Origin of the sequence: Paenibacillus sp. FSL K6-2859, from assembly GCF_038008265.1 — a bacterium.
In the GTDB taxonomy this organism is placed as follows: Bacteria; Bacillota; Bacilli; order Paenibacillales; family Paenibacillaceae; genus Paenibacillus_AQ; species Paenibacillus_AQ nitricinens.
Genome location: NZ_JBBOYU010000001.1, coordinates 3,253,063 through 3,279,676, shown reverse-complemented (window position 1 = coordinate 3,279,676; position 26,614 = coordinate 3,253,063). Strand labels below are relative to the sequence as shown.

General features: G+C 39.0%; 27 protein-coding genes, 3 tRNA genes and 1 other annotated feature. Of the genes, 5 read left to right on the top strand and 25 right to left on the bottom strand.

Annotation, left to right across the window (positions count from 1 at the left end; all coding sequences use genetic code 11):
* Window positions 1-231 precede the first annotated feature (231 nt).
* Complete coding sequence (locus MHB64_RS14670) at window positions 232-1,218, bottom strand: phosphotransferase enzyme family protein (RefSeq protein ID WP_094868673.1); 987 nt, start codon at window positions 1,216-1,218, stop codon at window positions 232-234.
* 199 nt (window positions 1,219-1,417) lie between these two features.
* Window positions 1,418-1,969, bottom strand: coding sequence for a YdhK family protein (locus MHB64_RS14665; protein WP_094868672.1), 552 nt, complete (start codon window positions 1,967-1,969; stop codon window positions 1,418-1,420).
* Between the two features lie 175 nt (window positions 1,970-2,144).
* On the opposite strand from MHB64_RS14665, the gene sleB reads away from it, so the two are divergent.
* Window positions 2,145-2,783, top strand: a complete 639-nt coding sequence (gene sleB, locus MHB64_RS14660) for a spore cortex-lytic enzyme (protein ID WP_094868671.1) — start codon at window positions 2,145-2,147, stop codon at window positions 2,781-2,783.
* Between the two features lie 46 nt (window positions 2,784-2,829).
* Here sleB and MHB64_RS14655 read toward each other — a convergent pair whose 3' ends face one another.
* From MHB64_RS14655 to MHB64_RS14630, 6 genes are all read right to left on the bottom strand, one after another.
* Window positions 2,830-3,096, bottom strand: coding sequence for a CD3324 family protein (locus MHB64_RS14655; protein ID WP_341134706.1), 267 nt, complete (start codon window positions 3,094-3,096; stop codon window positions 2,830-2,832).
* A gap of 111 nt (window positions 3,097-3,207) precedes the next feature.
* A tRNA-Phe gene (locus tag MHB64_RS14650) sits at window positions 3,208-3,280 on the bottom strand.
* A gap of 18 nt (window positions 3,281-3,298) precedes the next feature.
* Window positions 3,299-3,371 (bottom strand) — tRNA-Phe (locus tag MHB64_RS14645).
* Between the two features lie 18 nt (window positions 3,372-3,389).
* A tRNA-Phe gene (locus tag MHB64_RS14640) sits at window positions 3,390-3,462 on the bottom strand.
* 53 nt (window positions 3,463-3,515) lie between these two features.
* Window positions 3,516-3,756 (bottom strand) — a binding site (T-box leader).
* A gap of 86 nt (window positions 3,757-3,842) precedes the next feature.
* Entirely contained in the window at window positions 3,843-4,376 is a 534-nt protein-coding gene (locus MHB64_RS14635) for a GNAT family N-acetyltransferase (protein ID WP_341134705.1), read from the bottom strand.
* A 387-nt stretch (window positions 4,377-4,763) separates the two neighbouring features.
* The gene (locus tag MHB64_RS14630) at window positions 4,764-5,780 is read right to left on the bottom strand and encodes a zinc-dependent alcohol dehydrogenase (protein ID WP_341134704.1); all 1,017 of its coding nucleotides are present in this window, start codon (window positions 5,778-5,780) and stop codon (window positions 4,764-4,766) included.
* Window positions 5,781-6,192: 412 nt separating this feature from the next.
* Between MHB64_RS14630 and MHB64_RS14625 the strand changes: the two genes are divergently transcribed.
* From MHB64_RS14625 to MHB64_RS14615, 3 genes are all read left to right on the top strand, one after another.
* Window positions 6,193-7,281: a DUF1648 domain-containing protein gene (locus tag MHB64_RS14625; RefSeq protein ID WP_341134703.1), complete on the top strand. Its 1,089-nt coding sequence runs from the start codon at window positions 6,193-6,195 to the stop codon at window positions 7,279-7,281.
* Window positions 7,282-7,565: 284 nt separating this feature from the next.
* Complete coding sequence (locus MHB64_RS14620; RefSeq protein WP_341134702.1) at window positions 7,566-7,850, top strand: hypothetical protein; 285 nt, start codon at window positions 7,566-7,568, stop codon at window positions 7,848-7,850.
* The gene (locus MHB64_RS14615; RefSeq protein WP_341134701.1) at window positions 7,847-7,999 is read left to right on the top strand and encodes a hypothetical protein; all 153 of its coding nucleotides are present in this window, start codon (window positions 7,847-7,849) and stop codon (window positions 7,997-7,999) included. Before MHB64_RS14620 ends, MHB64_RS14615 begins: the two co-directional genes overlap by 4 nt.
* 70 nt (window positions 8,000-8,069) lie before the next feature.
* On the opposite strand, the gene MHB64_RS14610 is transcribed toward MHB64_RS14615, so the two are convergent.
* The 15 genes from MHB64_RS14610 to MHB64_RS14540 form a co-directional block, all read right to left on the bottom strand.
* Complete coding sequence (locus tag MHB64_RS14610) at window positions 8,070-8,336, bottom strand: CD3324 family protein (RefSeq protein ID WP_042127555.1); 267 nt, start codon at window positions 8,334-8,336, stop codon at window positions 8,070-8,072.
* 195 nt (window positions 8,337-8,531) lie between these two features.
* Window positions 8,532-9,926, bottom strand: a complete 1,395-nt coding sequence (locus tag MHB64_RS14605) for a protoporphyrinogen oxidase (protein WP_341134700.1) — start codon at window positions 9,924-9,926, stop codon at window positions 8,532-8,534.
* 171 nt (window positions 9,927-10,097) lie between these two features.
* Window positions 10,098-12,701, bottom strand: coding sequence for an ABC transporter permease (locus MHB64_RS14600; RefSeq protein ID WP_341134699.1), 2,604 nt, complete (start codon window positions 12,699-12,701; stop codon window positions 10,098-10,100).
* Window positions 12,698-13,381 (bottom strand): ABC transporter ATP-binding protein, encoded by a 684-nt coding sequence (locus MHB64_RS14595; RefSeq protein ID WP_042127549.1) that lies wholly within the window; start codon window positions 13,379-13,381, stop codon window positions 12,698-12,700. The genes MHB64_RS14600 and MHB64_RS14595 overlap by 4 nt, the downstream gene beginning before the upstream one ends.
* Before the next feature lie 95 nt (window positions 13,382-13,476).
* Window positions 13,477-14,478 (bottom strand): sensor histidine kinase, encoded by a 1,002-nt coding sequence (locus MHB64_RS14590; protein WP_341134698.1) that lies wholly within the window; start codon window positions 14,476-14,478, stop codon window positions 13,477-13,479.
* Window position 14,479: 1 nt separating this feature from the next.
* Complete coding sequence (locus MHB64_RS14585; RefSeq protein WP_341134697.1) at window positions 14,480-15,163, bottom strand: response regulator transcription factor; 684 nt, start codon at window positions 15,161-15,163, stop codon at window positions 14,480-14,482.
* Window positions 15,164-15,332: 169 nt separating this feature from the next.
* Window positions 15,333-16,133, bottom strand: a complete 801-nt coding sequence (locus tag MHB64_RS14580; protein ID WP_094874278.1) for a GNAT family N-acetyltransferase — start codon at window positions 16,131-16,133, stop codon at window positions 15,333-15,335.
* A gap of 95 nt (window positions 16,134-16,228) precedes the next feature.
* Window positions 16,229-16,972, bottom strand: a complete 744-nt coding sequence (locus MHB64_RS14575) for a class I SAM-dependent methyltransferase (RefSeq protein WP_341134696.1) — start codon at window positions 16,970-16,972, stop codon at window positions 16,229-16,231.
* 416 nt (window positions 16,973-17,388) lie between these two features.
* On the bottom strand, window positions 17,389-18,201 hold the full coding sequence (locus tag MHB64_RS14570; RefSeq protein ID WP_341134695.1) for a DUF2812 domain-containing protein: 813 nt from the start codon (window positions 18,199-18,201) through the stop codon (window positions 17,389-17,391).
* Complete coding sequence (locus MHB64_RS14565; RefSeq protein WP_373455801.1) at window positions 18,182-18,529, bottom strand: PadR family transcriptional regulator; 348 nt, start codon at window positions 18,527-18,529, stop codon at window positions 18,182-18,184. Before MHB64_RS14565 ends, MHB64_RS14570 begins: the two co-directional genes overlap by 20 nt.
* 163 nt (window positions 18,530-18,692) lie before the next feature.
* Window positions 18,693-19,010: an iron-sulfur cluster biosynthesis family protein gene (locus tag MHB64_RS14560; RefSeq protein WP_341134694.1), complete on the bottom strand. Its 318-nt coding sequence runs from the start codon at window positions 19,008-19,010 to the stop codon at window positions 18,693-18,695.
* 121 nt (window positions 19,011-19,131) lie between these two features.
* Window positions 19,132-19,590 carry a DMT family transporter gene (locus MHB64_RS14555; protein WP_094874273.1) on the bottom strand — a complete coding sequence of 153 codons (459 nt, stop codon included), beginning with the start codon at window positions 19,588-19,590 and terminating at the stop codon, window positions 19,132-19,134.
* A 38-nt stretch (window positions 19,591-19,628) separates the two neighbouring features.
* Window positions 19,629-20,054 carry a DMT family transporter gene (locus MHB64_RS14550; RefSeq protein ID WP_094874272.1) on the bottom strand — a complete coding sequence of 142 codons (426 nt, stop codon included), beginning with the start codon at window positions 20,052-20,054 and terminating at the stop codon, window positions 19,629-19,631.
* 190 nt (window positions 20,055-20,244) lie between these two features.
* Window positions 20,245-20,646, bottom strand: a complete 402-nt coding sequence (locus MHB64_RS14545; protein WP_094874859.1) for an NUDIX hydrolase — start codon at window positions 20,644-20,646, stop codon at window positions 20,245-20,247.
* Between the two features lie 57 nt (window positions 20,647-20,703).
* A complete protein-coding gene (locus MHB64_RS14540) occupies window positions 20,704-21,927 on the bottom strand; it encodes an MFS transporter (protein ID WP_094874270.1) in 1,224 nt (407 codons plus the stop codon).
* Between the two features lie 133 nt (window positions 21,928-22,060).
* Between MHB64_RS14540 and MHB64_RS14535 the strand changes: the two genes are divergently transcribed.
* A complete protein-coding gene (locus MHB64_RS14535) occupies window positions 22,061-22,957 on the top strand; it encodes a LysR family transcriptional regulator (protein WP_094874269.1) in 897 nt (298 codons plus the stop codon).
* Between the two features lie 44 nt (window positions 22,958-23,001).
* Here MHB64_RS14535 and MHB64_RS14530 read toward each other — a convergent pair whose 3' ends face one another.
* Complete coding sequence (locus tag MHB64_RS14530; protein WP_341134693.1) at window positions 23,002-24,699, bottom strand: ABC transporter ATP-binding protein; 1,698 nt, start codon at window positions 24,697-24,699, stop codon at window positions 23,002-23,004.
* A 59-nt stretch (window positions 24,700-24,758) separates the two neighbouring features.
* Window positions 24,759-26,462, bottom strand: a complete 1,704-nt coding sequence (locus tag MHB64_RS14525) for an ABC transporter ATP-binding protein (protein WP_341134692.1) — start codon at window positions 26,460-26,462, stop codon at window positions 24,759-24,761.
* Between the last annotated feature and the right edge of the window lie 152 nt (window positions 26,463-26,614).

Sequence of the window (26,614 nt, the reverse complement as noted above, 5' to 3'; positions counted from 1 at the left end):
GCAGGGGGACCTCTAAAAAGTTTGCTGATTTTCTAATTTAAATAAAATTTCTTCTACTTCTGTACCCTGAAACTCTACGTAAAAAGGCTGGACAGCATCATTTAGACAATACTCTAGCCGCAGTCTGAGGTTTTTCCATGTGAGCATATTCATTGCTTGTTCTATGGAGAAAAAGCCCACTTCCAAGCTTCGAAATATACTTTGGAGGTGTCATATCGGTTACCTCCGTCATTAAAGCTCTAAACAAGCTTTGTCATTTAAAGCATCGTGGATATTGCGGGCAAGCCACACTCTATTCTCCTCACGTTGTGACTCCGAAAACTCTTGAAATAACAATAGCACTAATTCCAGTCGACGCTTCTCAATAAAGAGCGGGAGCTCTTCTAGCCACTTATTGTCGAGCGCATACTCTCGATTATACCCCTTCATAAAGGACTTCAACATGGCTGCCGCAAGACCAGAAGTTCTACTCTGCTCTACTTCCAGTTTGCTCCAATCCCCAAAGATAGTCGAATAATAAACGGCAATGGCAATATCATGCACCATATAGTCGTATCCGCAATCATCAAAGTCAAACACGGTGATCTGCCCCTCATGCACGAAAAAATTACCCGGATGCAAATCACGGTGACATAGTCCATAACCTTCTCGATGCCGCGGCAACTGGTTAATGTGATCATTTATTTGAAGCAACTTTTCAAAAAGCTGCTGTTCAACAATACCAAAGTTAGCAAAGTCAAACTCTAGCTTACCCTGATGTGGTCTTGCCAGAACACTCTCCGGACGCTCGTATTGCAGAGCTAAAGCATGCATTCTTCCTGTTACCTCACCCCATTGCTCAAAAAGATTTGTTCCCCAATAGGGATCGGAAGCATTAACATGACCACCAGGAGCTTTCTCCATTACACAGATCATAAATCTTTCCCCATCTTTGACTAGCGTTTGTACCAAACTACCATCCTGAAAGGGAATGGGGGGAGCCAGTTGCACTCCATGCTTTGCAAGATGATCCATAAAGTCAAGTTCAGAGATAACCATCTCCTGCTCCTGATGAGAATGATGAGTTACACGTAAAATAAATTCATGAGCATCTTTTGGAAAGCTATAAACAACATTTTCAAACCCACCAATATACTTTATCGTTGTCCAATCTACTTGAATCTGTTGTGCAGCTTGCTTAAGCATCTCTTCATCGAATTTCACCTGCCAGTTAGGCATTTAATCACCCTCCTACCTTCTAAAGAAAATACCATTTAAATGGAATGTTTTACAAAGTTGTGTTTTATAAAGATATTTTAACACTTCACTACCCATAAAAGAACAATCAAAAAGGTAGGAGCAGCCTAGACCTTTAACAAAGTCTATGACTGTTCCTACCTTATTTTTTTCATTACTTATGGACTTAAATTTATTTTGGTTACTTTTTAGCCGAAAGCTCATCTTCCGTTACCCATTTATGATTTTTCACTTTATCTCCACCCGTAGTCGGTGTGTAATCAATCATATATACCGTAGTGTGTTCAGCCGCGTTAATTTGAGCGGTTGCACCTTTCATATCTTTCATATGGTCAGCTTCCATTACAACTTCTGAGCCGGATTCATAGGGTTTGTCGGCTGCTTTTTTGATTTCTTCATGAATAATCCACTTGTGGTTTGTAACTGGCATTCCACCTGTTGTAGGTCTATAAGAAATCATATAGGCTGTAGTATCATATGCTCCAACTATCGTTGCTGTTGCCCCTTTCATACCTTCCATATGATCCGTTTGGATAATCGCTTTACTTCCTATTTCAAAAGCAGGATGCTCTGCCACTTTCAAATTATCGGGTACTTCACTTGAACTAGAGTGTGCGGTATGTTCCATTTTTCTATCGTTTGAAGACATTTTATTGCCATAGCTATTGTCATTACCACATGCGCTTAGAGTAAGTGCAGCTGCGATTATGAATAGAAATATTTGCTTTTTCATATATAAAACCTCCGAAGTTGATGTGCCTCTGATTATTCATTTACCCATTTCATAAGATCACAAACCGAATGAAGTATTTTTAAAAATATAAAGTGATTATTAGATTACCAATAAATGAGTGTTGTCTCAGTTATTGAAGGTTATTTATAATGTTTTCTGAAAGGAGGCTACTACAATGAAGACTAAAATATTCACTTTGTTGCTTCTTTTGGGTCTGGTAAGCATGGCTACGATCGGTACGGCTAGTGCTGCTCCGGTATTAACCGTAGGGAATTCTTCTGGAGATGTGTGGGATCTTCAGTATCGGTTAAAAACTCTGGATTTCTATACTCAGCCTTTAGATGGTGTATATGGATCACAAACGAAGGCTGCCGTTGCTAAATTTCAAAAGGCCTACGGATTAAATGCCGATGGAGTTACTGGTTCAAAAACTTGGAATTCTCTTAAAAAATATACGCTTAATATTGAGGAAATGGATATTCTGGCGAAAGTCATTTACAGTGAATCCCGCGGTGAGCCTTATAAAGGTCAAGTCGCAGTTGGCGCTGTAGTTATGAATCGCATACAATCAAGTCAATTCCCAGACAATATTAAAGACGTTGTATTTCAAAAAGGCGCATTTACAGCCGTATCTGACGGTCAATACTGGCTTACTCCAAACCGGACCGCCTATTTAGCTGCTCTTGATGCTGTCCGAGGTTGGGACCCAACAAACCATTCAATCTATTATTTCAATCCTGATACAGCTACTAGTGCATGGATCTGGACTCGTCCTCAGAACTTAAAAATTGGTAAACATATATTTGCGAGTTAATCCTTCGAATAAATGTAATAGCAGGTCAACCACTACGGTTGACCTGCTATTTTTTACTATAAACGATTTTCTTAATACTATCCTTAGAAAGACAGTATTCACCTGAGAGCTGGTCGACGGTTGCACCAGCAGCAAACCTCAGGCAGATCTCAATATTTCTTGATTTCAAATATTTTCTACTCCCTGACTTCTCGCCCCATTTTATATGTAATTCTTCAGGCTTTGAAACGTAGACCATACCACCGTTTATATATTTCTGTATTTCTTGTAGTAACTCTTTAGGGAAGATTGTATCTGCATTTACATATTTCATAATTAATCTACTCCTTAAACTGTTCAAATTAAGATGAAATAACAAACAACCTGTCTAACCATAATGGTCGGACAGGCTGTTTTTATAGAAAGCTTACTATTAAAGTTAAGATGGCTCGGGACGGGATCGAACCGCCGACACTAGGATTTTCAGTCCTATGCTCTACCGACTGAGCTACCGAGCCTTGCTATTAAAGTTGAGATGGCTCGGGACGGGGTCGAACCGCCGACACTAGGATTTTCAGTCCTATGCTCTACCGACTGAGCTACCGAGCCTTGCTATTAAAGTTGAGATGGCTCGGGACGGGATCGAACCGCCGACACTAGGATTTTCAGTCCTATGCTCTACCGACTGAGCTACCGAGCCTTGCAGGGATACAAATATTTCTTCTAAATGGAAACAAAAAGACCCCTCGTCCAAAAAGGGACGAGGAGCCGCGGTACCACCCTAAATTAGAACTATTCTGTACAAAAAACAGAAATGTTCTCACTTAAATATTTAACGGTTAAAACCGGTACACCTCTACTTGCCAAAAATGGTTTCAAGGGACTGCTCCGGAGTGAACTTCGATCAACCCTTTTCTCTAGAAACGCTCTCAATCTCCGGCGTTTCCTCCCTGTAAAGAGGTATTGAACTACTTTTCTCCATCAAAGCATTTGTTTTGATATGTAATTTTTCTTATTGTAAGCCCTGATCCACTATAAGTCAATAGAAGAAATAATTCCCTCGCTTCGATTTGATTAGCTTTATCCATTACAAAAATTAAAAATCATCTTTAATTCATCATCAAAAGACTTCTTACATGCTTCCTGAAAGCTATTACCAGTATATTCTTTTAGTGTCTTTCTCCAAAAATGCTGGGCTCTCCTATTTGTAGCTGTGGGATTGGTTTGCAGCTCCCATTTTCCAGTATGAAGATTAAAAACTTCCTTAGCCGCAAGTTCAGCGATTCCCTTACCACGGAAGGGCCGTAGGATAAAGAATTCGTTTAAATAAAATTCACAACCTGGTGGTGTATGAGGTGGTGTGGCTACTAATGCAAAGCCAGCAGGAATTCCATCTTCTTTTATTAAATAAGGATATAAAACCCCCGGCTTCTCCCACCATATGTCGAAGACTTTGTTCTGTTCATTCAGCGTCTGTGTTTCATTATCCTCGTATACCCCGTATTGATTAGGAAGGTTCCCCCATATCTCTGATAGATCGTGTAAGTATAGTGGGTAGAGATTGTTAATCATAAACTTCGTTGTGCTGTCAGTTAATGTTACGGTGATCTTCATTTCATTCACTCCTTCCCATCGAATGCTTGGATGTATTTATGGCGATCACTTAAATAACGTTCTGTGTAGTTATCTTTTGTATAATCCTTAAGCACTTTTCGCCAGAAAGCTATGGCAGGTTTATTATTTTCCATTTGAATTGTAGAATTGATAAAGATTAGTCAATGCCTCTTTATCTTCAAACGTTACTGGAACAAGATTAATTTCCATCATACCTCCACGTTTTTTTCTAATTTCACTTCTATACTCAGTATAATTACGACCACACTCCAGTAATATGCCATGTTCAATTAGAATTAAATTTTATATAAAGTCTTTATTTTCTAAAATAAAAAGAGTTCACCTGAGTTTTACACTCAAATGAACTCCAATATCATTAACTGATGGTTAAGTAAGATCTACAATAACCTTGATCGTTTCTTTTGCTGCAATCGCTTTATCGAAGGCGGCTTGAATATCCTCTAATTTATAAGTCTGTGTCACCATAGTAGAGATATTCGTTTTCTTGTCGTTAATATGTTCAATTACCTTTACAATATCTTCATGTGTGTATCCACTAGCTCCAACTATGTTAACTTCTTTACTCATCACTTGAGCAAGGCTTATAGGTACTTCATTTTTATAAACGGCAATGATTGCAATTCTTGCTTGTGGCTTTACAATCTGCATCACTTGTTCAAATAATATTGGAGCGCCCGCTGCGTCCACAAAAGCATCTACATTGGGTACACTAACACCGTATACGTTCACTTCGCCGAAGTGTTGGATTAAACCCTCTGCTAATGTTTCAGTCGACGTATTAACTGTTAATGCGCCTAATTCTTTTGCTTTATCCAACCGCCAGTTGTCAATATCCACTACGCAAACATCTTTAATGCCTTCACCAATTAATCCTGCAGCTGCAGATAAGCCAATAGGACCCGCACCTAGAACTACGATTTTTCCACCTAGTTTGGGCAGTACGCTAAAAGCGCCATGGAAGCCTACGCTCATGGGTTCCATTAATACAGCCTCTGTTGCCGAAACGGAATCATCAAATTCATAAAGATTATAATTTAGTGCTGCATCTTCAATTAAGACATATTGTGAAAAGGCTCCTACCTCCAACGAATAACGGCGACCTGCACGTTTTGCAGTAATTGGATTCACACCTACACGCATGCCAACTTTCAAATCGCTTTCCGCATCAGAACCTAACAGGGCGATTTCACCAAACATTTCATGTCCAAACTCTGAGCCGAAACGAATACCCATTTCAGAGCCTGCTTTCACTATATTAATATCTGTACCACAAATTCCACCCGCTAAAATACGAATCAACGCATCTTTTGCTCCAACTTGAGGTATTGGACGCTCTTCTATCCCCACACTATTTTGACCGTGATAAATGCCGACTTTCATCATTCATTAACACTCCTTATTACTATCTATTACTTTCAGTACTTTCATGGTAGTAGTTATTAAGGAGTTAAGCAATCTACAAAAATACTGAAAGCGTTAATAAAGCAACAGTTGATAAATATGTGTTGATTAAAATTTGAATAAATACTATCCTACACCCAATTTCAAACAGATGTACTTGCCACAATTCAGTTGTCAGATGAGTAGCTCTGCGTAGCAAAAATATCTGGATAAATTGTTAATCCAACCCTTATAGTCATTAAAATCGTTTATAATTAAATTTATGTTCAAGTTGATTACCTATCCTAAGTTAATAGGATAGTCATACGAAAAAAGGCATAGTGATGAATCGCCTATGCTATAAGGGTTATAGAGTTTTCAAATACACACTTATGTATAAGAGGAGGCGAATGATATGACGATAATGCCTGTTATAGTAATGATCTTTGTATTTGTACCTGCCATTGTACTCATGGTAAGCATGCCTTATTTATCAAGAGAGACGATTAGTTTTGGGGTCACCGTCAGCGCTGTACAATTCCAAAGTGAGCCTCTGCGCCAGATGCGGAAGTCATATGCTTGGATTAGTGCTACCTTGCATACCATCCTATTCATTGTTTGTATCATCTGTCTAATGTACGGTGATGAACATTCCAAGCAACAAAGTTGGATCACTGTCACTTATTCACTCGCCATGATCGTAATCTCCCTAGTCATAAACATAAGCTATCGTTTCAAAATGAAAAGTTTACTACCTATGCTGCCTGTTGCTCCGGAACCATCGATCATGGCAGTGGACACTGGATTTCGGAAAAGAAACATTGGCTTGTCTAGTATTTGGTTCCTCATACATGTTTTAATTATTGTTGTTAGTATTGTAACTGTGCTACGCAACTACGATCTGATTCCTGATCAGATTCCGATCCATTACAACAGTAGTTGGAACGTAGACGGCTATGCAGCTAAATCTTATAGTACTGTATTTATGCCTACGATAATGCAAGTGTTGATCACACTTTTGTTCATATTTGAGAATTGGAGTATTCGCAGAGTGAAGCAGCAGGTTCAACCCACTGATCCTAATCGATCCATCAGACAAGACGTAACTTACCGCCGTACTTGGTCATATTTTATGATTACAGCAAGCTTCTTAATAGTTATCCTGTTTTCCGTCGTGCAACTAAACATGATATCTCTGCTTAATATGAATTTCGCTATCCCTATTATCCTAATCATAATAGCCCTTATCATCCTATACGCCTTCGCCTTAACGTTCTGGGCTGGTCAGGGCGAAAGCCGCTTGGAGCGATCTGCCGATCACTCCAATGTCAGACCTGTCCATGATGATGATAAATGGCGATTAGGTATGATTTATTTCAATCGCAAAGATCCAAACCTAATCGTCAAGAAAAGGCTCGGAGTCGGCTGGGGATTAAATTTCGGTCACCCAGTAAGCTGGCTGTTTTGGCTCGGAATTATTGTACTGTTAGTTGTGGTGCGGTAACAAGGCTTGGAGGTTAATATTCACCGGAGTATTCTAGCTTTCAACAAATAAATATTTTCGCTTCCAAATTAGACGCCATCCACATTAAACAAGCAGATTCTGTATACAGCCTTTCATTTTCTTTTTAGCTCGTTGAATTCTTTTTGAGAAGAAACGCTTTATAGCAAAACTTAAGAGGAATCAGGAATATTATGGAATACAAGATTACTTCGAGTGACTACTAAATCAAATGATAAGGATGATTGCTAATGAAAAGGTTTAGTCAATGTTTTATACTTTGTACTATGGTTTTTGCTTTATTAATGCCATCCACTGTGTTTGCTGCTGATAAGAAATTACTCAATGAGGCAAATATTACTTTGTCTAGCGATGTTATTCCTGTGGGTGAAACTACAAAAATAAAAGTTCGCTTACTAGCTGAAATGACCAGTCTTACATATGCAAAATTGACACCAGAAGCTTCTGATGAATCCATACTTACCGTTGAATCGGATGGATATTCCGAGGTTGGACTGAAGAAAGATATCCAATTACCGTTCTATCCAAGGTTGCTTACGAACAAAAGATGAAAACACCTCAAGAAGTGTTAGATTTCACAACCTATTCTAATCAGATAGGAGCTTTTACAGCAGCAAATAAAAAAATGGATGAAGGCGTGAAATATGAAGGACATTTTGTAGACGGGATCGATAAATATCGGAAAAAGTATGGTATTTAAGATTGAATGATAATTAAATCCTAAAAATCCACGTCAGAGCTTCCTCTAACGTGGATTTTTAGGATTACAGCTATTTTTTTGTGTAAACAATCTTCTTAATACTGTCCCTTGATAGGCAATATTCATCCGAAAGCTGGTCAACCGTTGCTCCAACGGCAAACCTTAAACAAATCTCAATATTTCTAGATCTTAAGTATTTTCTGCTCCCTGACTTCTCGCCCCATTTTACATGTGCTTCTTCAGGCTTAGGGATATATACCAAACCACCGTTAATATACTTCTGAATTTCCTCTAATAATTCCTTTGGAAAAATCGTATCTGCATTTACATATTTCATAGTCACTCTGCTCCTTAAACTTTTTTTGAGTTTGAAGGTAGCAAAGTCTATTCTAAAAACAACCCTGCACAGTGCACTGGCGGTAAATCAATTTTTATTCGCTCTATACAAACAACCGCCGTTGTTTATAGTCTAGACTTTGCATAGAGCTTATCGCTAATTTTAATTTTCTCACTATTGTCCGCCCTCCTTTGTTTAATGTGTAATTACTTGTTCCAAAATACGTTCCGCTGTCTTCTCTCCATTTGCAATACAATCGGGAATACCCACACCATAATAAGAACATCCAGCAAGGATTACATTCGGATAATGATCTGCAATCTTCTTCTCTAAGGATACTACAATCTCATGATGGCGTTTGTGGTAATTTGGCATAACATCATGCCATTTGGTCACATCGTGGGTAACTGGTTGTCCAGTAATTCCAAGACTGGTCTGTATATCATTCAACGCCACCTTTAATAATTCCTCTTCTGAAAGCTTAATCAAGGACTCATAATGCGGTCCTGAGCTTTTATAAAAGAGTCTGACAAGCAGACGTTGTTGACCAGACGTGTGCTCCCACTTGCGACTTGTCCACGTACAAGCATTACAAAGAACATCGTCACTGTTGGCTGTTATGAACCCTGTACCGTTCGCTGGCAGTTGACTGTCAGGGATATCAAATCCTAGATACACACTAATCATAGAGCTGTTAAACAACTGTTTGAAATCTTCATTCAGCGCTTCGTCTTGAAGTAATGCTTGTGCAGTAGAATGCATCGTTCCTAGTACGGCAAAATCGCTGTCCAAGATTCGCCCATCGGCCAGTGTTACTCGGTACTGTTCTCCATCCTTTGCAATGCGCTCGGCCCGAATCCCTTTGATGATCTCTACATCGGACAGCTGTTCTTCCATAGCATCAATCAGAGCAGACACACCACCCTTAAAAGACATAAACTTCTTATCGCCGTTCCCCTGGAATTTAGCCTTATTCGCGGACAATCCCTGAATAATACTTCCATATTCATTTTTATAATCAATCAAATAGGGAAGGGTCGAGGCAATGGTAAGTTCACTCAATTTCCCGGAATATACACCTGATAGGACAGGTGATATCTGCTTCTCGACAAGTTCTTTTCCAAAGAAAGCTTCCAGAAAATCACCTACAGAATCGTTTTTCGTAAAACGATCATTCGGAGTATAGAAATCTTTAAGTGCTTCAACTTTACCTTCAGCAGAGATCAAATCTGTAGTAGCAAGCGATTCAATACTGAGAGGGATGCCAAAGACTGCATCTTTAGGTATTTGCTTCAGCTTACCTTCTGTGTAGATGTATGATATTCCTGTCGCGTTATATACAACCTCATCCTGAATACCTAATTCTTCAACCAATGGGGCTACATTTGTCTTGCGAGTGACAATTGAATCAGCTCCAGATTCCATGATGAAGTCCTCATGCTGAAGTGTTCTGATTTTTCCGCCTAGTCTATCGCTGGCTTCAACCAAAATGATTTTTACATCCAACTTATTATACTGTATAGATTTCTGTAGATAGTAAGCGGTAGACAATCCAGTAATCCCCCCGCCAATCACGACGACCGTTCTCAAGCGTTGACACCTGCCTCTAAAGTTATAATCTGTTAAATTCAATTGAATACATTATATCATAGGGATTTATATGTAATAACATACTGTTCGTGTCATATATGACACAAAATACCCCCAAAAATATATACCTTCAAATAAGTCTAAAAAAGCCGCGATGATCGCGGCTAAACTTTATATATTCTCCTGTTTTAAAGCATCAATAATATTTTCCTTCTTCACTTTTGAACTGGAGTACAGCATAGCTGAGCTAACGATGATAAATACAGCGACTATGACATACAAGATACTCATCCACGGAAGTTCGAATCCATAGGAGAAACTACTCATCATGGATCTATAGATCAAGTACATCACGACTATGCTAATCGGAAGCCCGTAAAGTAGTGATTTTATCCCATAGAAGATACTTTCATAATTAATCATTTTATTAAAACCGTTTGGCGTCATCCCTACAGACTTCAACATCGCAAACTCTCTTTTACGAAGTGATATGCTGGTTGATATCGTATTGAAAATATTCGCAATCGATATTAAGGTAATCAAAGCAATAAAACCATAGGTAAAAATAGACATTAACATGATCATCTGCTCACTATTTTGTCTATTTTGAAACACATTTTGAACATAGATATTCCGCTCTTTCATTTCCTCAATGGCCTGTTGTGTCGCTAACGGATCAGAGCTGTTCAGGTTTAGTCGGCTCTGTATATCGTTACTCATCGTATCATTTGTTAATTGATCGAAGACTTGGTCAGAGACAATGATGTTTAATCCACCAACTAGTGCTGAATGAACACCCATAGGACGTTTATCAGTTAATGCGACAATTTCTACTGGTGGTAATTTCGTCTCTTTCTCTGTGTTCCAATCCGTATAAATTAAATCAAGCTTCTGACCGATTTCCGAATGAAGAGCTTTGGTCTCAATAATCTTTTTGACGTTCTCATCCTCAAAGGTGACGGTATCATTCACAATAGCTGCCATCTGATTGAGATTCGTTAATTGTTCATAACTTACACCGACGGATTCTGCATAGGTTCTCAAACTCTGTTCATTTAGGGCATGGATCTGAATGTAGTAAGGATATTTCCCATTCTTTAAAATACTGCTATCCTTCTCCACGATCTCTTGCAATTCTTTTGCCATATCTTTTTCATCAATCCATGAACTCAAGCTTAGTTCCCTGACCACATTATATTCCGTTATATTGGGTAAGGCAGATATCGATTTCGTCAGCCGATCTACTTTTTGAGCGTCCTCTGTCCCCATATAAACTTGAATATCATAGTTCAAACCATCCTGTGAGAGTTCTACCGACTTTTTCATATTTGTAGTGAATGATGATACGGTTAAAAATAGAACAATACTAATGACAAGGGAGAACACAGTTGCTTGATACCTGCGTTTATTTCTCTTTAAATTCTTCAAACCAATTTCCGCTTCAATTCCAAATAACTTGCGAACGAACTTAGATGTTTTCACCGCTTTACCAGAGAGCTTAACATCGGTTGTTTGTCTGATTGCATCAATCGCCGAAATCTTTGAAGCTTTTCTAGCTGGAAGAAAGGTGGATATAAAAATCGTCAGTATCGATACTATACAAGCGGTGAATAGGGACAGAGGGGTAACAACCATTGTTAATTTTTCAGTTATCCCTAGTACATCTTGAATCATCGTATTGATGAACATAAAAGTGATCCCGATTCCTGCAATTCCGCAAAGGATCCCAATAGGGATACTAATTAAACCGATGATCATTCCTTCAAAAAACACCGAATTCTTCTTCTGCCTCTTTGTAGCACCTACGCTGGAGAGCATTCCTAAATGACGTGCACGTTCCGAGACAGAAATCGCGAATGCATTATAGATTAAAGAAACAGAGCCAATGATAATCACAGTCATAACGATGACCGACAATGAAAGAAGTGCATTACGTAAGCCATCGTTATTCGTCACACCATAATAGCGCAGCAGACTATTATTATAAGAAATCGACTCTATTTTGTTTTCTTTTGCCAATTCCTCTGCATGTTTGTATATGGAGCTATCCACCTTGTTTAATACAACTGTCGCTGTAGCTTTTTCGGCTGCTCCAATCAAACTTTCATCCACATAACTTAGGGCAGTATAACCCGGAGACCATGTTGGTTCCCAAGTGGGTCGCTTTATCACTCCCACAATCGTGTAGTTCATTGGTTTTTTATGAATGATCTCTTCATTCAGAGTATCCTCTTCAGTCCGTAATCGTTCGTTCTGAGATAAGGGCTGACCACTATTTTTATCATCCCTAGTGACTCGCTCTCCGACATCGAGCGTTAAAGTTTCACCAATCTTGTAGGTTAATTTAGCATTTTTTGCAATTTCTTCAGAAATGACTACTTCATAGTTAGTTTTCGGGAGTCTTCCTTCCAGAAGTTCAATCGGAAATTGTTTAAAACCAGCTGCATTATATTCCTTGATATACCAATAGGGCTTGTTCTCATTCTGTCCCCCCACTAAAGGGGCATAGCCACGATCATTTGAGATGACAAGTGTTTTCGTTGCATCATCATCTTCTATCGCTTTGAGCTGAGCTTTAGTAATATTTCTATATTGGACATGCCATTCTCCATTAGTCGAGATACTCTGCTTCCTCATTAATTCCATAAATGAAAAACCAAGCGTTGCCACAGCCGTCACCATAGCCACAGAAATGATGACTCCAATGATGGTAACCATGGTTCTTCGCTTATTCTGCTTCAAATGTCTAAGTGTTAATTTATTTACGATATTCACGGACGAATCACCTCATCTTTAGCGATCCTTCCATCTTCAATGGTAATGACTCGATCTGCTTGCAGTGCAATCCGTTCATCATGAGTAATGACAATCAGCGTTTGATTATAGGTTTTATTAAACATTTTTAATAAATCTATAATTTCACCACTGTTCTTACTATCCAGATTACCGGTTGGCTCATCTGCCAGCATGATTGCGGGATTACTAATTAACGCTCTACCAATAGAGACCCGCTGTTGTTGCCCGCCTGAGAGCTGATTCGGAAGATGGTTTAAGCGATTTTCCAAATTCAACGCCTTTACAGTATCCGCAAATTGTTTCTTATCTACCTTGTGCTGATCAAGAAGTAAAGGGAGAGTGATGTTCTCTTCGACCGTTAGGACTGGTATAAGATTATAGAATTGATAAATCAGCCCAATTTGTCTGCGTCTAAAGATCGCCAGCTGTGTTTCATTCAATTCATATATATCCGTGTTATCTACGAATACTTTGCCGCTTGTCGGTCTATCCACTCCGCCTAATAAGTGCAGAATGGTCGATTTCCCGGAGCCAGATGGCCCGATAATCGCTACGAATTCCCCTTTTTTAATCGAAAAAGATACATCATCCAATGCCTTTACCGCTGTTTCGCCTTTTCCATATGTTTTAGACAGATGTTCAATCTTTAAAATGTCCATTGTTAGACCTCCATTTGTTGATGAGATCAGTATATCTGTCTACAATGACTATCCAGTGACTCTAAAGTGACATTCTAGTCACTAAGCCATATGTGCTAAAAGACTTGTTTATAAAATTTGATCTGAAATTGTGAACCCTTCCCCACTTCACTCTTCACATCGATCGTTCCGGTTTGTCCTGTGATAATGCTTTGTGCCAAAGCAAGTCCAATCCCTACACTATCTTCGCTTGCATTCTTACCTTTATAGAATCGTTTGAAGATATAGGGGATCTCTGCCTTTGGGATTCCTTTGCCGTTATCTGTAATGATAATTTCCGTAAACAGTGTATTTTCTGCAAAAGAAATCGAAATCTCTCCCCCAGCAGGTGTGTGCTCTACACAGTTTTTCAGAATATTAATGATCGCCTCAGTTGTCCAATTGAGATCGCCCGCAAATGTGGTGCTCTCTTCTCCATCAATCAAGATGCGTTGTTCTTTAATATCCATTGGAATTAACATGGGCTCCAACGATTTTTGAACAAGCTTGGTCACCGCAACAAGATCTTTTTTAAAATGAATGGTTCCAGCATCGATCTTGGAGAACTTTAATAAAGAGGAGACTAGCCAACCAATTCGTTCGAGTTGGATCGTAATTTTCCGGGTAAACTCCATTCTCTTCTCAGTGTGCAGCTCAGGATCACTTAATAAATCTGCCATCACGGTCATGGAAGTAAGCGGGGTTTTGAGCTGATGAGAGATATCTGAAATCGCATTGGTGAGCTTCATTTTATCTTCTTGTAATTGCGCACTCTGCTCGGATAACATCAGCGTCACTTTATAAATGTCATTCTTCAGGATACTAAGCTCACCTTCCTGATTATCACGAACATCGAGCGAATAATTCCCACTGCTGATTTGACGTAGATATCCTGAGAGCTTTTCAATTTCACCATATCTCCAGCGGGTAAACAATACACTACAAGCTATAAGCAAAGCTGAAGTCCCAGCTGTGAGCCCTACCGCCTCTAACGATATAAATGTCGCCACCGCTGTAGCCACAAGACTGATCAAGCACATCGTAAACAATAACCATCTAAATTCTCTATTACGAAGCATCCTATTCACCTACCTTGTAACCCAACCCTCGAACTGTTTTGAACAGTGTTGGTTCTTGGGGGTTATCTTCTAACTTTTCCCTAAGTCTTTTTATGTAAACCGATAATGTATTGTCGTTCACGAATTCACCTGCCACATCCCAAATCCGTTCTAACAATTGATTTCTTGAGAGAACCTGACCAACATGGTTAGCAAAGATCAGTAATAATCGATATTCTAATGCGGTCAATAGCACTTCTTCGCCGTTCTTATATACCTTTCCTTCAAGCGTGTTAATCCGAATATTCTCTAATTCGATAGTGGATTGGGTCTGAGCCTGCTTGTTATATCTCCTTAAGACGGATTTAATCCGCGATAGTAGCTCCCGAATCCGAAAAGGCTTAGTTATGTAATCATCTGCCCCCATATCGAGTCCCATCACCACATTGACCTCATCATCAATCGCCGTTAAAAAAATTACCGGTATATCACTTTGCGCTTTCACGATCTTGCACAATTCATAACCGCTGCCATCCGGAAGTGAGAGGTCAAAGATGCATAAGGTGAGCTCTGATAACTGCTCTGATAACACCGCCTTGGCTGAGGAGGCGTCATAACATAGAAGGGTTTCAAAATGATCCTGCTGTAATGAATATTCAAGTCCTGATGCTATCGTTCTATCGTCCTCGACAAGAAAAATTTTCATGGATGATCATCCTAACCTTATAATATATTCAATCGTTCCATTCGTTCCGATGATCATTCTCTCATAATTATAGAGTTATACCAAATTACTATTCATATTAAAGTATTTACAACTCCACGGTAAATATAATAAAAACGTCTACTCCATGGAATAGACGTCTCTAAAAGGATTATATTGCAAAAGCACCACACTTATATTGATGTATCTGTTGAAACCCTAGCCGTAGTGCCAATTTTTTCGAAGCTTCATTATCAGTAGAACAATCCCAGTAAGGAATAAAGCCATTGGCAAGCACATCTTCAACTACTAGCGTTGCTAAATGTGCTCCTACTCCTTGTTTCTGATATTTAGGAAGGGTTTCAATTCCGATTGCGTGTGTATCCTGTGTAACAAAACTAGAATAACACACACCCATAACCTCAGATCCCTCAACAGCAGCATATCCGTAGCCTTTTTCGGCAAAGTCTTCTTTCGATGACCAGAATAAATCAATATTTTCATGTACAAATTCTATATTCTTTAGATCTGAGTTCTCCCAATCCAGCATTTTAAGATTTATAGTTCTAATCCCATTAGTCTGCGTCGCAGGCGGCTTGTGAAGTAACTTGAACACCATCTGTTCAAAAGGATATAGCTTCCTAGAAGGAAACATCAATTCCAGATTCCATTCATCATGTTGACCAGAAACTTCGAAATGTTCCATCCCCAGTTCCTTCATTCTAGGTACAATATGATCTGTTACATAACTGTCCAGTGCATGGATAAAGGCTTGATTGGTGTGATTACCGATAAGATAAAACCCTTCAATTCCCTGACTCCACACTAACGCACTCTTTGGTGCTGTAAGTTGATCGACAAAGATCCAACCTGGATTATTGCCTTCAATTAAAGAGAGAATTTCGGGATGGATATGCTCTCCTTGAAGTAGTGGCTTCACTTTATAATAATCCTCATGAGGTATTTCATGCATACAAACACTCCCCTTAATTTCCTTGCAGATGCTGTATACATAAGTATAAAGTAATCGTCCTTAATCGGTTGGTAAAATTCATTCATAACTGAAAATTACTGTCCATGCATAACTGTTTTCCTAGCCTTAATTAATATGAATGAAGGTCTCCTTCTTTCATTTATTAATTTGGGCATCTTCTCAAGACCCTCAAGGTTGGATTCAGGTTCAACAATTTCTTCAATAGCGAGTCCATTTTGGATCAAAGTATTAAGTAATGTTGAAAGCTTTCTATGGTATTTAATAACTCCATCGATTCCCCAAAACTGTGATCTGAGACCTTCTTCGCCATAATTATCAATAGGCCAATGAAGAATATTTTGATCGGGATCTTTAACCCACCCACTTTGGCTCTTATTCGATAGAACAACCGGATGCTCTGTTGAAAATACCAGGTGCCCATTGGGTTTAATCCAATCTGAAATCCTACTAATGAGGGTTTTATAATCCTCGACATAATGAAAAGCTAACGAACTTACTACCAAATCAAATTCATTGCTATTAAAATCGATTTCCGCCATAGAGCCCTGTACATAACGGATCTGAGATCGTTTCCCTGCCATAGCTAACATTTTCTCTGATATATCTACTCCTGTTACGTGTGAAGCATTGTTATCAATCATATAGTTTGCCATTTCACCAAAACCACAACCCAGGTCGAGAACATTCAAATCTTGTAGAGTTGGAAGCAAACCTCTTATTGCAGGTTGTTCAATAAAGTCATTGTATGTAATTCTTGATTCCCTTAAGTTCTTATACATTTGAAAAAACTCAGAGTTGTCATAAATGTTCTGTTGCATGATCCACCTCCACGATATTATTGATGATGTTTACGAAGCCGGTTGTAATATAGCCAAGTTCGACTAACATATGAGCCAAACATTAGAATTAAGATGGCGTACAAGATCAAATTCATGAGCTGCAATCGATCCAAATTCGAGTAAGTCGATAATTTTATATTTAATATTATGATATACACATATAAAATAGTGAGGGGTAAGAACATGGCTGTATACGTTAAAGCTATACGTCTAGCCAGTTTCAATTGATTTAACTTATCGCTATAAATTCGAGGTTTTACTTCGCCTGGCACATATTCTTGGCCCCATAAGACCCATTTCTGACTCCATGAACTCGAATGATACAGACATACCCAGCCAGAATCCGTGTGAATGTTGAAATAATTGGTATCAGCAGTATTTTGTAAGTCCGCACATTAACAGATCTTACGAGGCTTCCCTTTTTTAAAATAAAACGCAGTTCCTGTTTTGCCAACTCTGTACAGATTATATCCCTTTTCTTCCATTTCCTCTAGCCACGCCTCAAGACGATCCGGCGCATACATCCATCCAAGCTTCCACTTCATAACAAGTTGACCTGAACTTTTCAGACGTTTCTCTTCATTCTTACTTAACCTGTCTTTCAGAAAGGATGTCCCTTGGCCATTTTTCTTGTTTGGTTGTATGAATTCCCCTGTTAATCTCTTGTTAGTCTTGTTTAATGTGATCAGCGAATATACGGTGAAAATACATAAGATCACGCTAAGTCCTAATGCAGTAGCAGGAATAAAACCATACGGTCCGTTAAAGACATTAAAATGGCCAAACTCGGAAACACTCATGGCTATTGCACTTATCAAAATTACATTGAGGAATGCAACCATTAAATAAATCAATATCCCCATAAAAATATACATGATCTTCTTGTTATGCTTTACGATCCCTTCTCGATCAGGAAATGTTCTTATTTGTTCTAAAGGCAGCCTGTTCATCGTCACAACCCATTTGCCGCTCTGTAACACCTTCGTCCATCCAAAATTTGATAATCCTTTTGAAAGGGACTGATTTGGAACTTTATCAAATACGATCTGATAGGTAACTGCTTTCGGTTCGCCCTGCTCAAAGTAAAAATATCTAGTTAAACGGTTGAGTCGGATAAGTGCAAAGCCTTTTTCCGCCATAGAAGCTAACCAGTCTTCGGTTTTCTGAACATCATAAGTCCAAAAGGGTCTACATACTTTGATGATCATCTACGTCACCTCCATATTTTATAGCATTCTCGTGTAGCTCTTTAAGTCTATTAATCTCCGTAGCAAGAATTAGCATCCCTATGTCTGTTCTTTCGTAAACCGTTTTTCTCTCTTCATCCGCAAAAACAGTAATCATCCCATCTTTTTGCATCTTCGTTAACGTGCCATATACTGTACCAGAGCCTAACAAAAGACGGGCTTTCGTAATTTTCTCCACATGCTTCACTATTCCATATCCATGTCGTGGCTCATCTAAGGATAAAAGAATATAGAATGCCGTTTCGGTCATGGGTACATATTTCTTCAATACTTTCTCAGGGTTCAACATGCCCAGCTCCCTTTATGAATACGTCGCATTTAAATATGTCTTAACGTGACTATATCACGACGTGACATAGTCTGCAATATTATTTCTCGAAAACATAAAAAAAGTGTGTAGAATCGCTTCATCAGCTATTCTACACACTCTACATTCAACTGCTCCAACCTGCCTAACGAATATCTTTTACACGAATATTACTTCCTAACAAACTCGAATCACTACTTAATCGGAATGACGGGTAATTCTCATCTGCTTCAAGTCGCATCTGTTCATCAAATAAAGACTCCTGTTGCCGGTCAACCAAAAAAGTAAAAGGCTCTTTCTGCACTTCGATATCTGTGTGATGAGGTTCACTAATGATTTGAATTACGATTACGCCATTACAACCACAGCCCTCTGTATCGAAGAATAATTTAAAATATCCTGGTCGTTCATCAAGGCCTTTTTCTAACTTTTCAATAGTTTTGGGGTTCAATTGTATGAACATAGGATGATCTACTCCTTATTTATAATTGAGCTATTACTTTCCCAAGTATAATTTCATTTGCTTCCATCCTCGTGTGACTGCCATCACTTCTATTTTGACAGACATGCGACTGAGGGGAAGACTAAGCCGCCTTCTGCGTTTCCCGTTCGCCACCTAGCTTAAACACGAGAATACCTCCAACAATAACAATCACTCCGACCAACTGCTTCCAAGTAAAAGGAACCTTTTCAAGCCCTAACCAGCCTAGTGAATCCCAGAGCAGTGCAAACCCAAGCTGAGAGATTAATACGATCGAAATCGCATACGTTGGGCCGAGCCGTTTTGTACCTTGCACAAGGCATATTACTACCCCAACCCCGATCAAACCACTGATCCAATACCAAGGCTCCATATTTCTCAAAGTAAATATGCGGTTTCCTTCAACGATAAGACTCATGATAAATGAAGCTAGGAATCCCATCCCTAACACTAAAGTTGTCGTGGCCCAAGATCCAACCTTTTCATTAACTTTTGTATTAAATATATTTTGCAGACTCACGAATGATCCCGCGATAAGTGCTAATATCAAACCAATAATCATAACTTAACTCCTCCATTTATCGAGTTTGCACAAGGCCATTAGAATTTCAGTATCACTACGCCAACGATCATCACCCCGATGCCGATGAATTGCGGCAGTCTCATTTTTCTCTTTTCCATTCCAAACCAGCCTTTAATATCGATTAAGAACGTCAGACATAGTTGAGCAATCAATAACGAGGATATTGTAAACGTAACACCGATTTGCTGAATAGCCGTTACTTCACTGAAAATAATTACAGCTGCAAAAGCGCCGCCGATCAAATATAAGGGTTTTACTTGCTTAAATCCTCCCCATTTCCCATCTCTAACGAACAAAAGAATTAGGAAGGACATGATGAACCCTGTTAACTGTGTAATTGTCGCTGCCTGCCAAGTCCCGATATCCTGGCTAATTCGAGCATTTGATACGCCCTGTAGTGTAATACAAGCCCCCGCTAAAAACGCAAATATAATTCCTCTCATTTCTCTCTCTCCTCAACTTCGATCTCTTACATATTAAATAGCAATTCAAGGGTTTAAAAAAGGACATCTGTCCTTAATGAGAAGAAACGTTGCTATGGTCCAACGAACGAGCGTTACACGTAGAAATAAAAAGACCGTCTCAAGCCAACTTGCTGGCTTAAAACGGACTTCAAATACTATATATGGTTGATTATGAGAGCAAATTCTTCTCATGCAATTGATCAAAAATAATTTGGGTAACAACAGACACACGATCCCGATCCTTATAGCTTAACCAAGATAATTCCTCGATTTCGGACGCTGGCTTTAATGTCCCTTCATAATCCGCAATATAACAGGTCATTTTAACTATAACACCTTCTGCTTTACCATGAGCTTCTGCCTCAAACGTGCCAAAATAAGAGACCGTCTCTGTCTTGATCTGAACAGAAATCTCTTCCTCGATTTCGCGCACGAGTGTCTCTTCGTCTGTTTCTCCCGCTTCTCTTTTTCCTCCAGGTAAATAATACATATCTTTCCCTTTGGAACGCGCACATAAGACTTGTCCATTCTCGATATGAATCCAGGCGATTTTATCAATGATTGTAGTCATATTGTTCTCCCCATGCTTTTTTTTCAACAATTATATCATACAGCTGAACGTATACATTTATGCAACGTCAGCTTTAGATTTTTGAACGCGAAGCTTAGATTGAGGTAGGTGATGAAGCAAATAGTATACAGCAACTGAGATAAGCGTCACGAACCCTGCAACTTCGTACATCATACGGTAATCTGTATAAGAAGCAACTACACCCATAATATAAGAACCCGCTCCATACCCCAAATCAAATAACAAGAAAAAGGTTCCATTTGCGCTTCCTCTACGTTCTTTATCGGCTAATTTTAGTGCAAGCGTCTGAAAGCATGGCATAAGTGCGCCATACCCAACCCCCATAATGATGCCTGAGAACATCAGCATGAATCCGGATTTAGCTTGACTTAAGCTAAGCAGACCTACAGCAAAGATCAGAATTCCGGGATAAATGAGAATATGTTCATTATATTTATCGAATACTTTACCGATTAGCGGTCGAAACAGCACAATCATAATCGCAAAGGCCACAAAAAAATAACCGGTAAGCTGTGATTGGTTAATTTCTTTTGTAAAAGAAGCGATAAAACCAGATAAAGAACTATAGGAGAACGCAAGCGTAAATCCGACAAGCGAGATGGGCAGTGCTTTGGGTTCAATGACATCACTCCAGCGAAGACCCTTTCGCATCTTCACAGGTTCCCTAATGGCCTCTTTAACCGTATCCTTCGCTTCTTTGGGCATACGAACGCCTAATGTGAATAACAGCGAAAGCGCAGCAATCACACATACACCTAACAGCAATACATGAATGTTCTCATCTTTCCATAGAAAAAGACCCAAAGCTGGTCCAATGACCATCGCAATGCTCATAAACATACTAAAATAACCGATGCCTTCACCCTGGCGTGAGTACGGGATTAGTGTGGAAGCTATTGTACTTGTCGCTGTCGAAGCAACCGCATAACTCATACCGTGAATGAAACGAATCACCAGAAACAATACAATTCCATTAGCTCCGAAGTATCCTATACAGGCGAGTAGGAATAAGACCAGCCCAATAACCGCCATTTTCTTTTTACCGAATTTATCAACCCATTGTCCTGAAAAAGGACGGATCAATACACCTCCGAGGACATAGATGGTAATGGCTAACCCCATTTGCTGCTGATTCCCGTGCAAGCTTTCCTTCACGTATAACGGGAATGCAGTCGCCAGAATGTAAAAGGTCAGAAACATAAAAAAACTACTCAAACAAACAACAATAAAATTCCGGGTCCAAATTTTCTCTCTAATCACAGCAGACTCTCTCCATCCTACCTATATCTTTTTATATGTTACAATAGTATAGGACCGAAAATTAATTAAGTAAAATACATATTATATGATGGATATATCACATTAGAGTTATGAATAAAGAGAGGTCAATGTTATGGAATTCCTTCAGCTTCAATATTTCCGTGTAGTTGCTCGTCTTGAGCACATGACTAATGCCGCCAAAGAATTAAATGTATCTCAACCCTCACTTAGCAATTCCATCCAACGTTTGGAGAAAAGCTTAGGTGTTCCCTTATTTGAACGCCAAGGCAGAAATTTAAAATTGAACGAATTCGGAAAAACATATCTTCGTCGTGTGGAGCAAGCATTTCTGGAACTGGATGAAGGTCAGCATCAGCTCACGGATATGGCCGGACTTGAACATGGAGTAATATCTATAGCAGTAACACTACCGTATGTATTGCCCACTTTACTAAAAGAGTTTCTTACCCTTCACCCGCACGTTCGGATCATTCAGCGTCAGCTTGGCTCAGCATTAGAAATGAGAAACGATCTGGAGAGTGCAGTGATTGATTTTTGTATATCTTCGACACCTGTTACCGGACCAGACATCGAATGGTTTACCTTAGCAGAAGAGGAATTATGTTTAAGTGTGCCGAAGAATCATCGTTTTGCCAATCGCGAAAGTATTTCTTTGATTGAAGCTGCCGGTGAGAATTTCATTTCTTTGTCTTCTAGATCTAATTTCCGTGAAATTACAGATGCATTTTGCCGTCAAGCTGGATTCGAACCACTAATTGCTTTCGAGCTCGAAGAAGTAAGTGCCGTTCAAACCTTAGTTGAGATGGGGCTGGGTATCACCTTTACTCTCCCTTTAGCCTTAAGCAGGAGAAGTAAAAACACAGAAATCATTCAATTGAAAATAACCGATCCGTTTTGTCAGCGCACTTTTGGCATCGCCTGGAGCAGAAAACACTTTTTATCACAAGCGGCTATACAATTCCAGAAATTTGTTGTGGATTTTTTTAGTAAACCTCATGAGTATAGTTAAGGAGAATATGCCATCTTATATCAACCGCAATCACATCTAATAAGCTACTTATACCAAGAGGATTGTAAAGCGTACATGTTTGCATAAATCCCATTGTGATGTACTAAGTCTTGATGATCTCCTACTTCAGCAATTTCTCCATGATACATAACATAGATCGTATCAGCATTCTTCGCCCAACCCAAGCGATGTGAAATAAAAATAGCTGCTTTATCTTGGCAGATTTCTAATAATTTCGTATAGATCTCTATCTCGGCATTCGGGTCAATCGCAGAAGTAGGTTCATCGAATACTATAAGCTCCGCATCATTGTATAACGCGCGGGCAATCGCCAGCTTTTGCCATTGTCCACCTGATAGCTGCCTGCTTCCTTCTACTAATTGCCCCAAATTCACATCTAATCCGCCTAATTCATGGAGCAAATCTATCAGCTCACATTGTTCTAGAACCCTTAGTATTTTAGCATCATCTGAAGGTGTATTCGCATCGCCCAATAGGATATTTTCTCTTAGTGTCAGTTCAAACTTTACAGCATTCTGGAATACGACGGACACCTTTCCGTGAGGTTCTAAATGACCCTTCCAGTTAATCGTTCCGGAGCTTGGTCTATATTGAGCTAACAACATTTTAATCAACGTAGATTTCCCTGCTCCATTTTCACCGACGATGGCTATTTTCTCACCCGGCTTTAGGGTCATATTGATGTTAGATAAGACATTCTTGTTCGATTTGACGTATTTAAAATAGACATTTGAAACGCTAATTGGGAGCATAGCATCAGTTGAATTATTGATGTTATTTTTGCGAAAATCCCTGTTCTTATATGTAAGTACTTCATTTAAGTCATATAATTTGCTACTGCTGATGTAAAGCTTGCTTAATGGCCAGGTCAAACTCATAATCTTACCACCACTGGATAACAGCGCTAGAAATAACACCGAAATTGTTCCAATTGTAACTGTATTAGACTCCCCCATTTTATTTAACAGATACACTAGAACAACAAAGATAGCACTTGTCTGAACCATAGCCACAACCATCCCTGTTTTGATCTCGAATTTTCTGGCGCTAAATCTTTTATTATGCTGCTTCTTCATAATCATTGCCCAGAGATTTGTAAAATAAGAGATGGAGTTATACATTCGCATTTCTCTAATCGCATTAGGGTCTTCCAAAGTGTTAGCAAGATAGTCCCCCATTCTTCCATCAAAGGTGAGCTCTCTTCCTGTTCTTCTCACTTTAATTTCCGTAAATAATCGAATGGATAAGGCAGTCACGATCATTAGTGTTACTACGAATGTGACCAAGAAATAACCACTTGTCGCCGACAACCAGATGATGCTTATTAATCCTGAGATAATTCCTACACTAGATACCAAAAAACCTGTAATCCCCTCTAAATCTTCTCCAACTACCTTTTTAGCTCTTTGCAGTTTATTTCCAAACTCTTCATCATCAAAATCCTCAAAATCAACCCGGTTTGCAATATCTATCAATTCGGATTGAAAAGCTAGGGTTAGTTCCGCATTCATTCGATTCTTCATCATGTTGGTTATGCTTAATGAACAAGCTTGTACGCCATGAATCACAACAAACCATAGAATAGGGAGCAGGGTCATAACACCGCGAGCCACACCGTTAATGATATTCACTTGGACAGCGTAAGAATAAAAAGTTAATAATCCACTGATTATAGGGACTATGATAGTGATCGTTGAGGTCATCGGACTTTTTTTAACCATTCTCACGAGTATTATTACAAAATTAGATATGTCAGACTTCAGCATGAATCGCTCCTTTCTCATACATATAAAGAGGACTGGCGATTAAACATCTTTTTGTATTTACCATCCACCCTCATTAATTCATCATGTGTTCCACTTTCCACGATTTCTCCATGCTCAAACAGAAAAATTCTATCGACGAATTTGGACATATACAGCCGGTGAGTCACAATTATGGAAGTCTGCTGTTCTCCTAATTTCATAAAAGTATCAAACGCCTGTTGTTCTGCATAAGGATCCAAGGCAGCAGTCGGCTCATCAAAAATCATTAGAGCACCGTCATTGAGATAGGCTCGCGCAATTGCAAGTCTTTGCCACTGCCCCCCAGATAAATCTATCCCTCCAAACTGAGGACCTACTAAGGAGTCCAACGCAACACCATAATGATCAGCCTCTGCTGTTCTCATCGCGGATAATAGTCTTGAATCGTCATGAATAGTAGCCATATTACCTAACGCAATGTTTTCTCTAATTGGTCTTTGTAACTTAATGAAATCCTGAAAAACAACTCTGGTATCCTGTGTCACATTATGCGCTAAGACTTCATGCGCACCTTTAAACCACTGGATGTTTCCAGCTGTTGCAGGATACAACCCTAAGATCAACTTAACAAGCGTAGATTTACCCGAGCCATTCTCACCTACAAAAGCAATTCGTTCACCTGGATGAATAGTCATGTTTATATTACTAAGGGTGTTATTGGCGTTGGTCGGATATCTAAAAAACAACTGGTGAACTTGGACCTTCATCGGATCCGTGTTTCTATTTGAGTTCACCTCCTGATCTCTAAGTACCTGCTCTTCCAAATCTAAATAAGACGTATAATCCTCGTACCGTAAACGACTCTTCACCAAATCAGCGTAAACTCTTGTGAATGCAGGAATAACGATGAATAATTGACTGGATATCTGAAGTAATAACACAAACAGTCCAGCGCTCTGTCCGCTACTTCCAATCGTGATCGCCAAAATGGCAATCGTTGTCCCATTTAATAAGATCATGATTAAGCTTTGGGAGAAGTTGAGGCTTTCAGAATAAATAACCTTACGGTGCATTTGTTTGAAGTTACTCTTAAAGCTCTCTTTCATTGAGGAAAACAAATAGGAGGACATTCTATACATTCTTACTTCTGGAATCGTATTTCTATTAACTAACAAATCAACTAAATAGTTGATCATACGTATAGAGGAGGTTTGATCCGCTGAAATGGACTCTACTTTCTGTGACATTCGCTTCATAAGATAAAGCTGTAGAATCTGCACCCCTAAAATAATCAAAGCCAGAATATAGAAGCCATAAACAGATAAGACAACCATTAACGCAACTAATGTTATTAGGTGAACTGTTACGCTCGTCCATTGGTCTAACAGATCAATCAAAGAAAGTCGTTTCGCTTTTTCTCTTTTAGTTTTTGTAGTGGGGTCTTCCAAAAGTGCCGTAGATAATTTAGAAGTCTTTTCCAAAATACTATGTTCCAGTTCATAGATACAAGTGGATGTTAAATTGGTGATAGAAATGGCTCGAAGAGAACTATTAAAGCCCGCGAGATATAACATTAGGATAAGCAAACTCACTAATAACAAAATATGTTGGTAGGCGTTAGGATTGAAGTTCTGAATGAGGTCGATCACATATTTCGTTGTGAACAATTCTGCAAAAAGGATTGGGGCACTCAGTAAGTTAGTGATAAAATATAAAAGTGAGTTTCTTCTGTCTTTCACATATAATAGTTTTACAACATAGAGAAAGTCAGGCAGGCAGCATCTCTCCTTATAAGTGTATTCCATTCTGTAAACACTTTCATTGTTTAGATGTGGAAACCGATTATAACGTTTAATGTTTATAATTGGAAGAGGTAATTTTCGAAATAACC

Coding starts and splice junctions, on each gene's coding strand:
- MHB64_RS14670 (WP_094868673.1), bottom strand. CDS start 1,218: ATGCCTAACTGGCAGGTGAAATTCGATGAAGAGATGCTTAAGCAAGCT.
- MHB64_RS14610 (WP_042127555.1), bottom strand. CDS start 8,336: ATGAAATATGTAAATGCAGATACGATTTTTCCAAAGGAATTATTAGAG.
- MHB64_RS14550 (WP_094874272.1), bottom strand. CDS start 20,054: ATGAGAGGAATTATATTTGCGTTTTTAGCGGGGGCTTGTATTACACTA.
- MHB64_RS14545 (WP_094874859.1), bottom strand. CDS start 20,646: ATGACTACAATCATTGATAAAATCGCCTGGATTCATATCGAGAATGGA.
- MHB64_RS14630 (WP_341134704.1), bottom strand. CDS start 5,780: ATGATGAAAGTCGGCATTTATCACGGTCAAAATAGTGTGGGGATAGAA.
- MHB64_RS14535 (WP_094874269.1), top strand. CDS start 22,061: ATGGAATTCCTTCAGCTTCAATATTTCCGTGTAGTTGCTCGTCTTGAG.
- sleB (WP_094868671.1), top strand. CDS start 2,145: ATGAAGACTAAAATATTCACTTTGTTGCTTCTTTTGGGTCTGGTAAGC.
- MHB64_RS14595 (WP_042127549.1), bottom strand. CDS start 13,381: ATGGACATTTTAAAGATTGAACATCTGTCTAAAACATATGGAAAAGGC.
- MHB64_RS14555 (WP_094874273.1), bottom strand. CDS start 19,590: ATGATTATTGGTTTGATATTAGCACTTATCGCGGGATCATTCGTGAGT.
- MHB64_RS14560 (WP_341134694.1), bottom strand. CDS start 19,010: ATGTTCATACAATTGAACCCCAAAACTATTGAAAAGTTAGAAAAAGGC.
- MHB64_RS14665 (WP_094868672.1), bottom strand. CDS start 1,969: ATGAAAAAGCAAATATTTCTATTCATAATCGCAGCTGCACTTACTCTA.
- MHB64_RS14575 (WP_341134696.1), bottom strand. CDS start 16,972: ATGCAACAGAACATTTATGACAACTCTGAGTTTTTTCAAATGTATAAG.
- MHB64_RS14530 (WP_341134693.1), bottom strand. CDS start 24,699: ATGGTTAAAAAAAGTCCGATGACCTCAACGATCACTATCATAGTCCCT.
- MHB64_RS14615 (WP_341134701.1), top strand. CDS start 7,847: ATGAAAACACCTCAAGAAGTGTTAGATTTCACAACCTATTCTAATCAG.
- MHB64_RS14655 (WP_341134706.1), bottom strand. CDS start 3,096: ATGAAATATGTAAATGCAGATACAATCTTCCCTAAAGAGTTACTACAA.
- MHB64_RS14590 (WP_341134698.1), bottom strand. CDS start 14,478: ATGCTTCGTAATAGAGAATTTAGATGGTTATTGTTTACGATGTGCTTG.
- MHB64_RS14580 (WP_094874278.1), bottom strand. CDS start 16,133: ATGCATGAAATACCTCATGAGGATTATTATAAAGTGAAGCCACTACTT.
- MHB64_RS14565 (WP_373455801.1), bottom strand. CDS start 18,529: ATGTTGAACCCTGAGAAAGTATTGAAGAAATATGTACCCATGACCGAA.
- MHB64_RS14635 (WP_341134705.1), bottom strand. CDS start 4,376: ATGAAGATCACCGTAACATTAACTGACAGCACAACGAAGTTTATGATT.
- MHB64_RS14620 (WP_341134702.1), top strand. CDS start 7,566: ATGGTTTTTGCTTTATTAATGCCATCCACTGTGTTTGCTGCTGATAAG.
- MHB64_RS14570 (WP_341134695.1), bottom strand. CDS start 18,201: ATGATCATCAAAGTATGTAGACCCTTTTGGACTTATGATGTTCAGAAA.
- MHB64_RS14585 (WP_341134697.1), bottom strand. CDS start 15,163: ATGAAAATTTTTCTTGTCGAGGACGATAGAACGATAGCATCAGGACTT.
- MHB64_RS14625 (WP_341134703.1), top strand. CDS start 6,193: ATGACGATAATGCCTGTTATAGTAATGATCTTTGTATTTGTACCTGCC.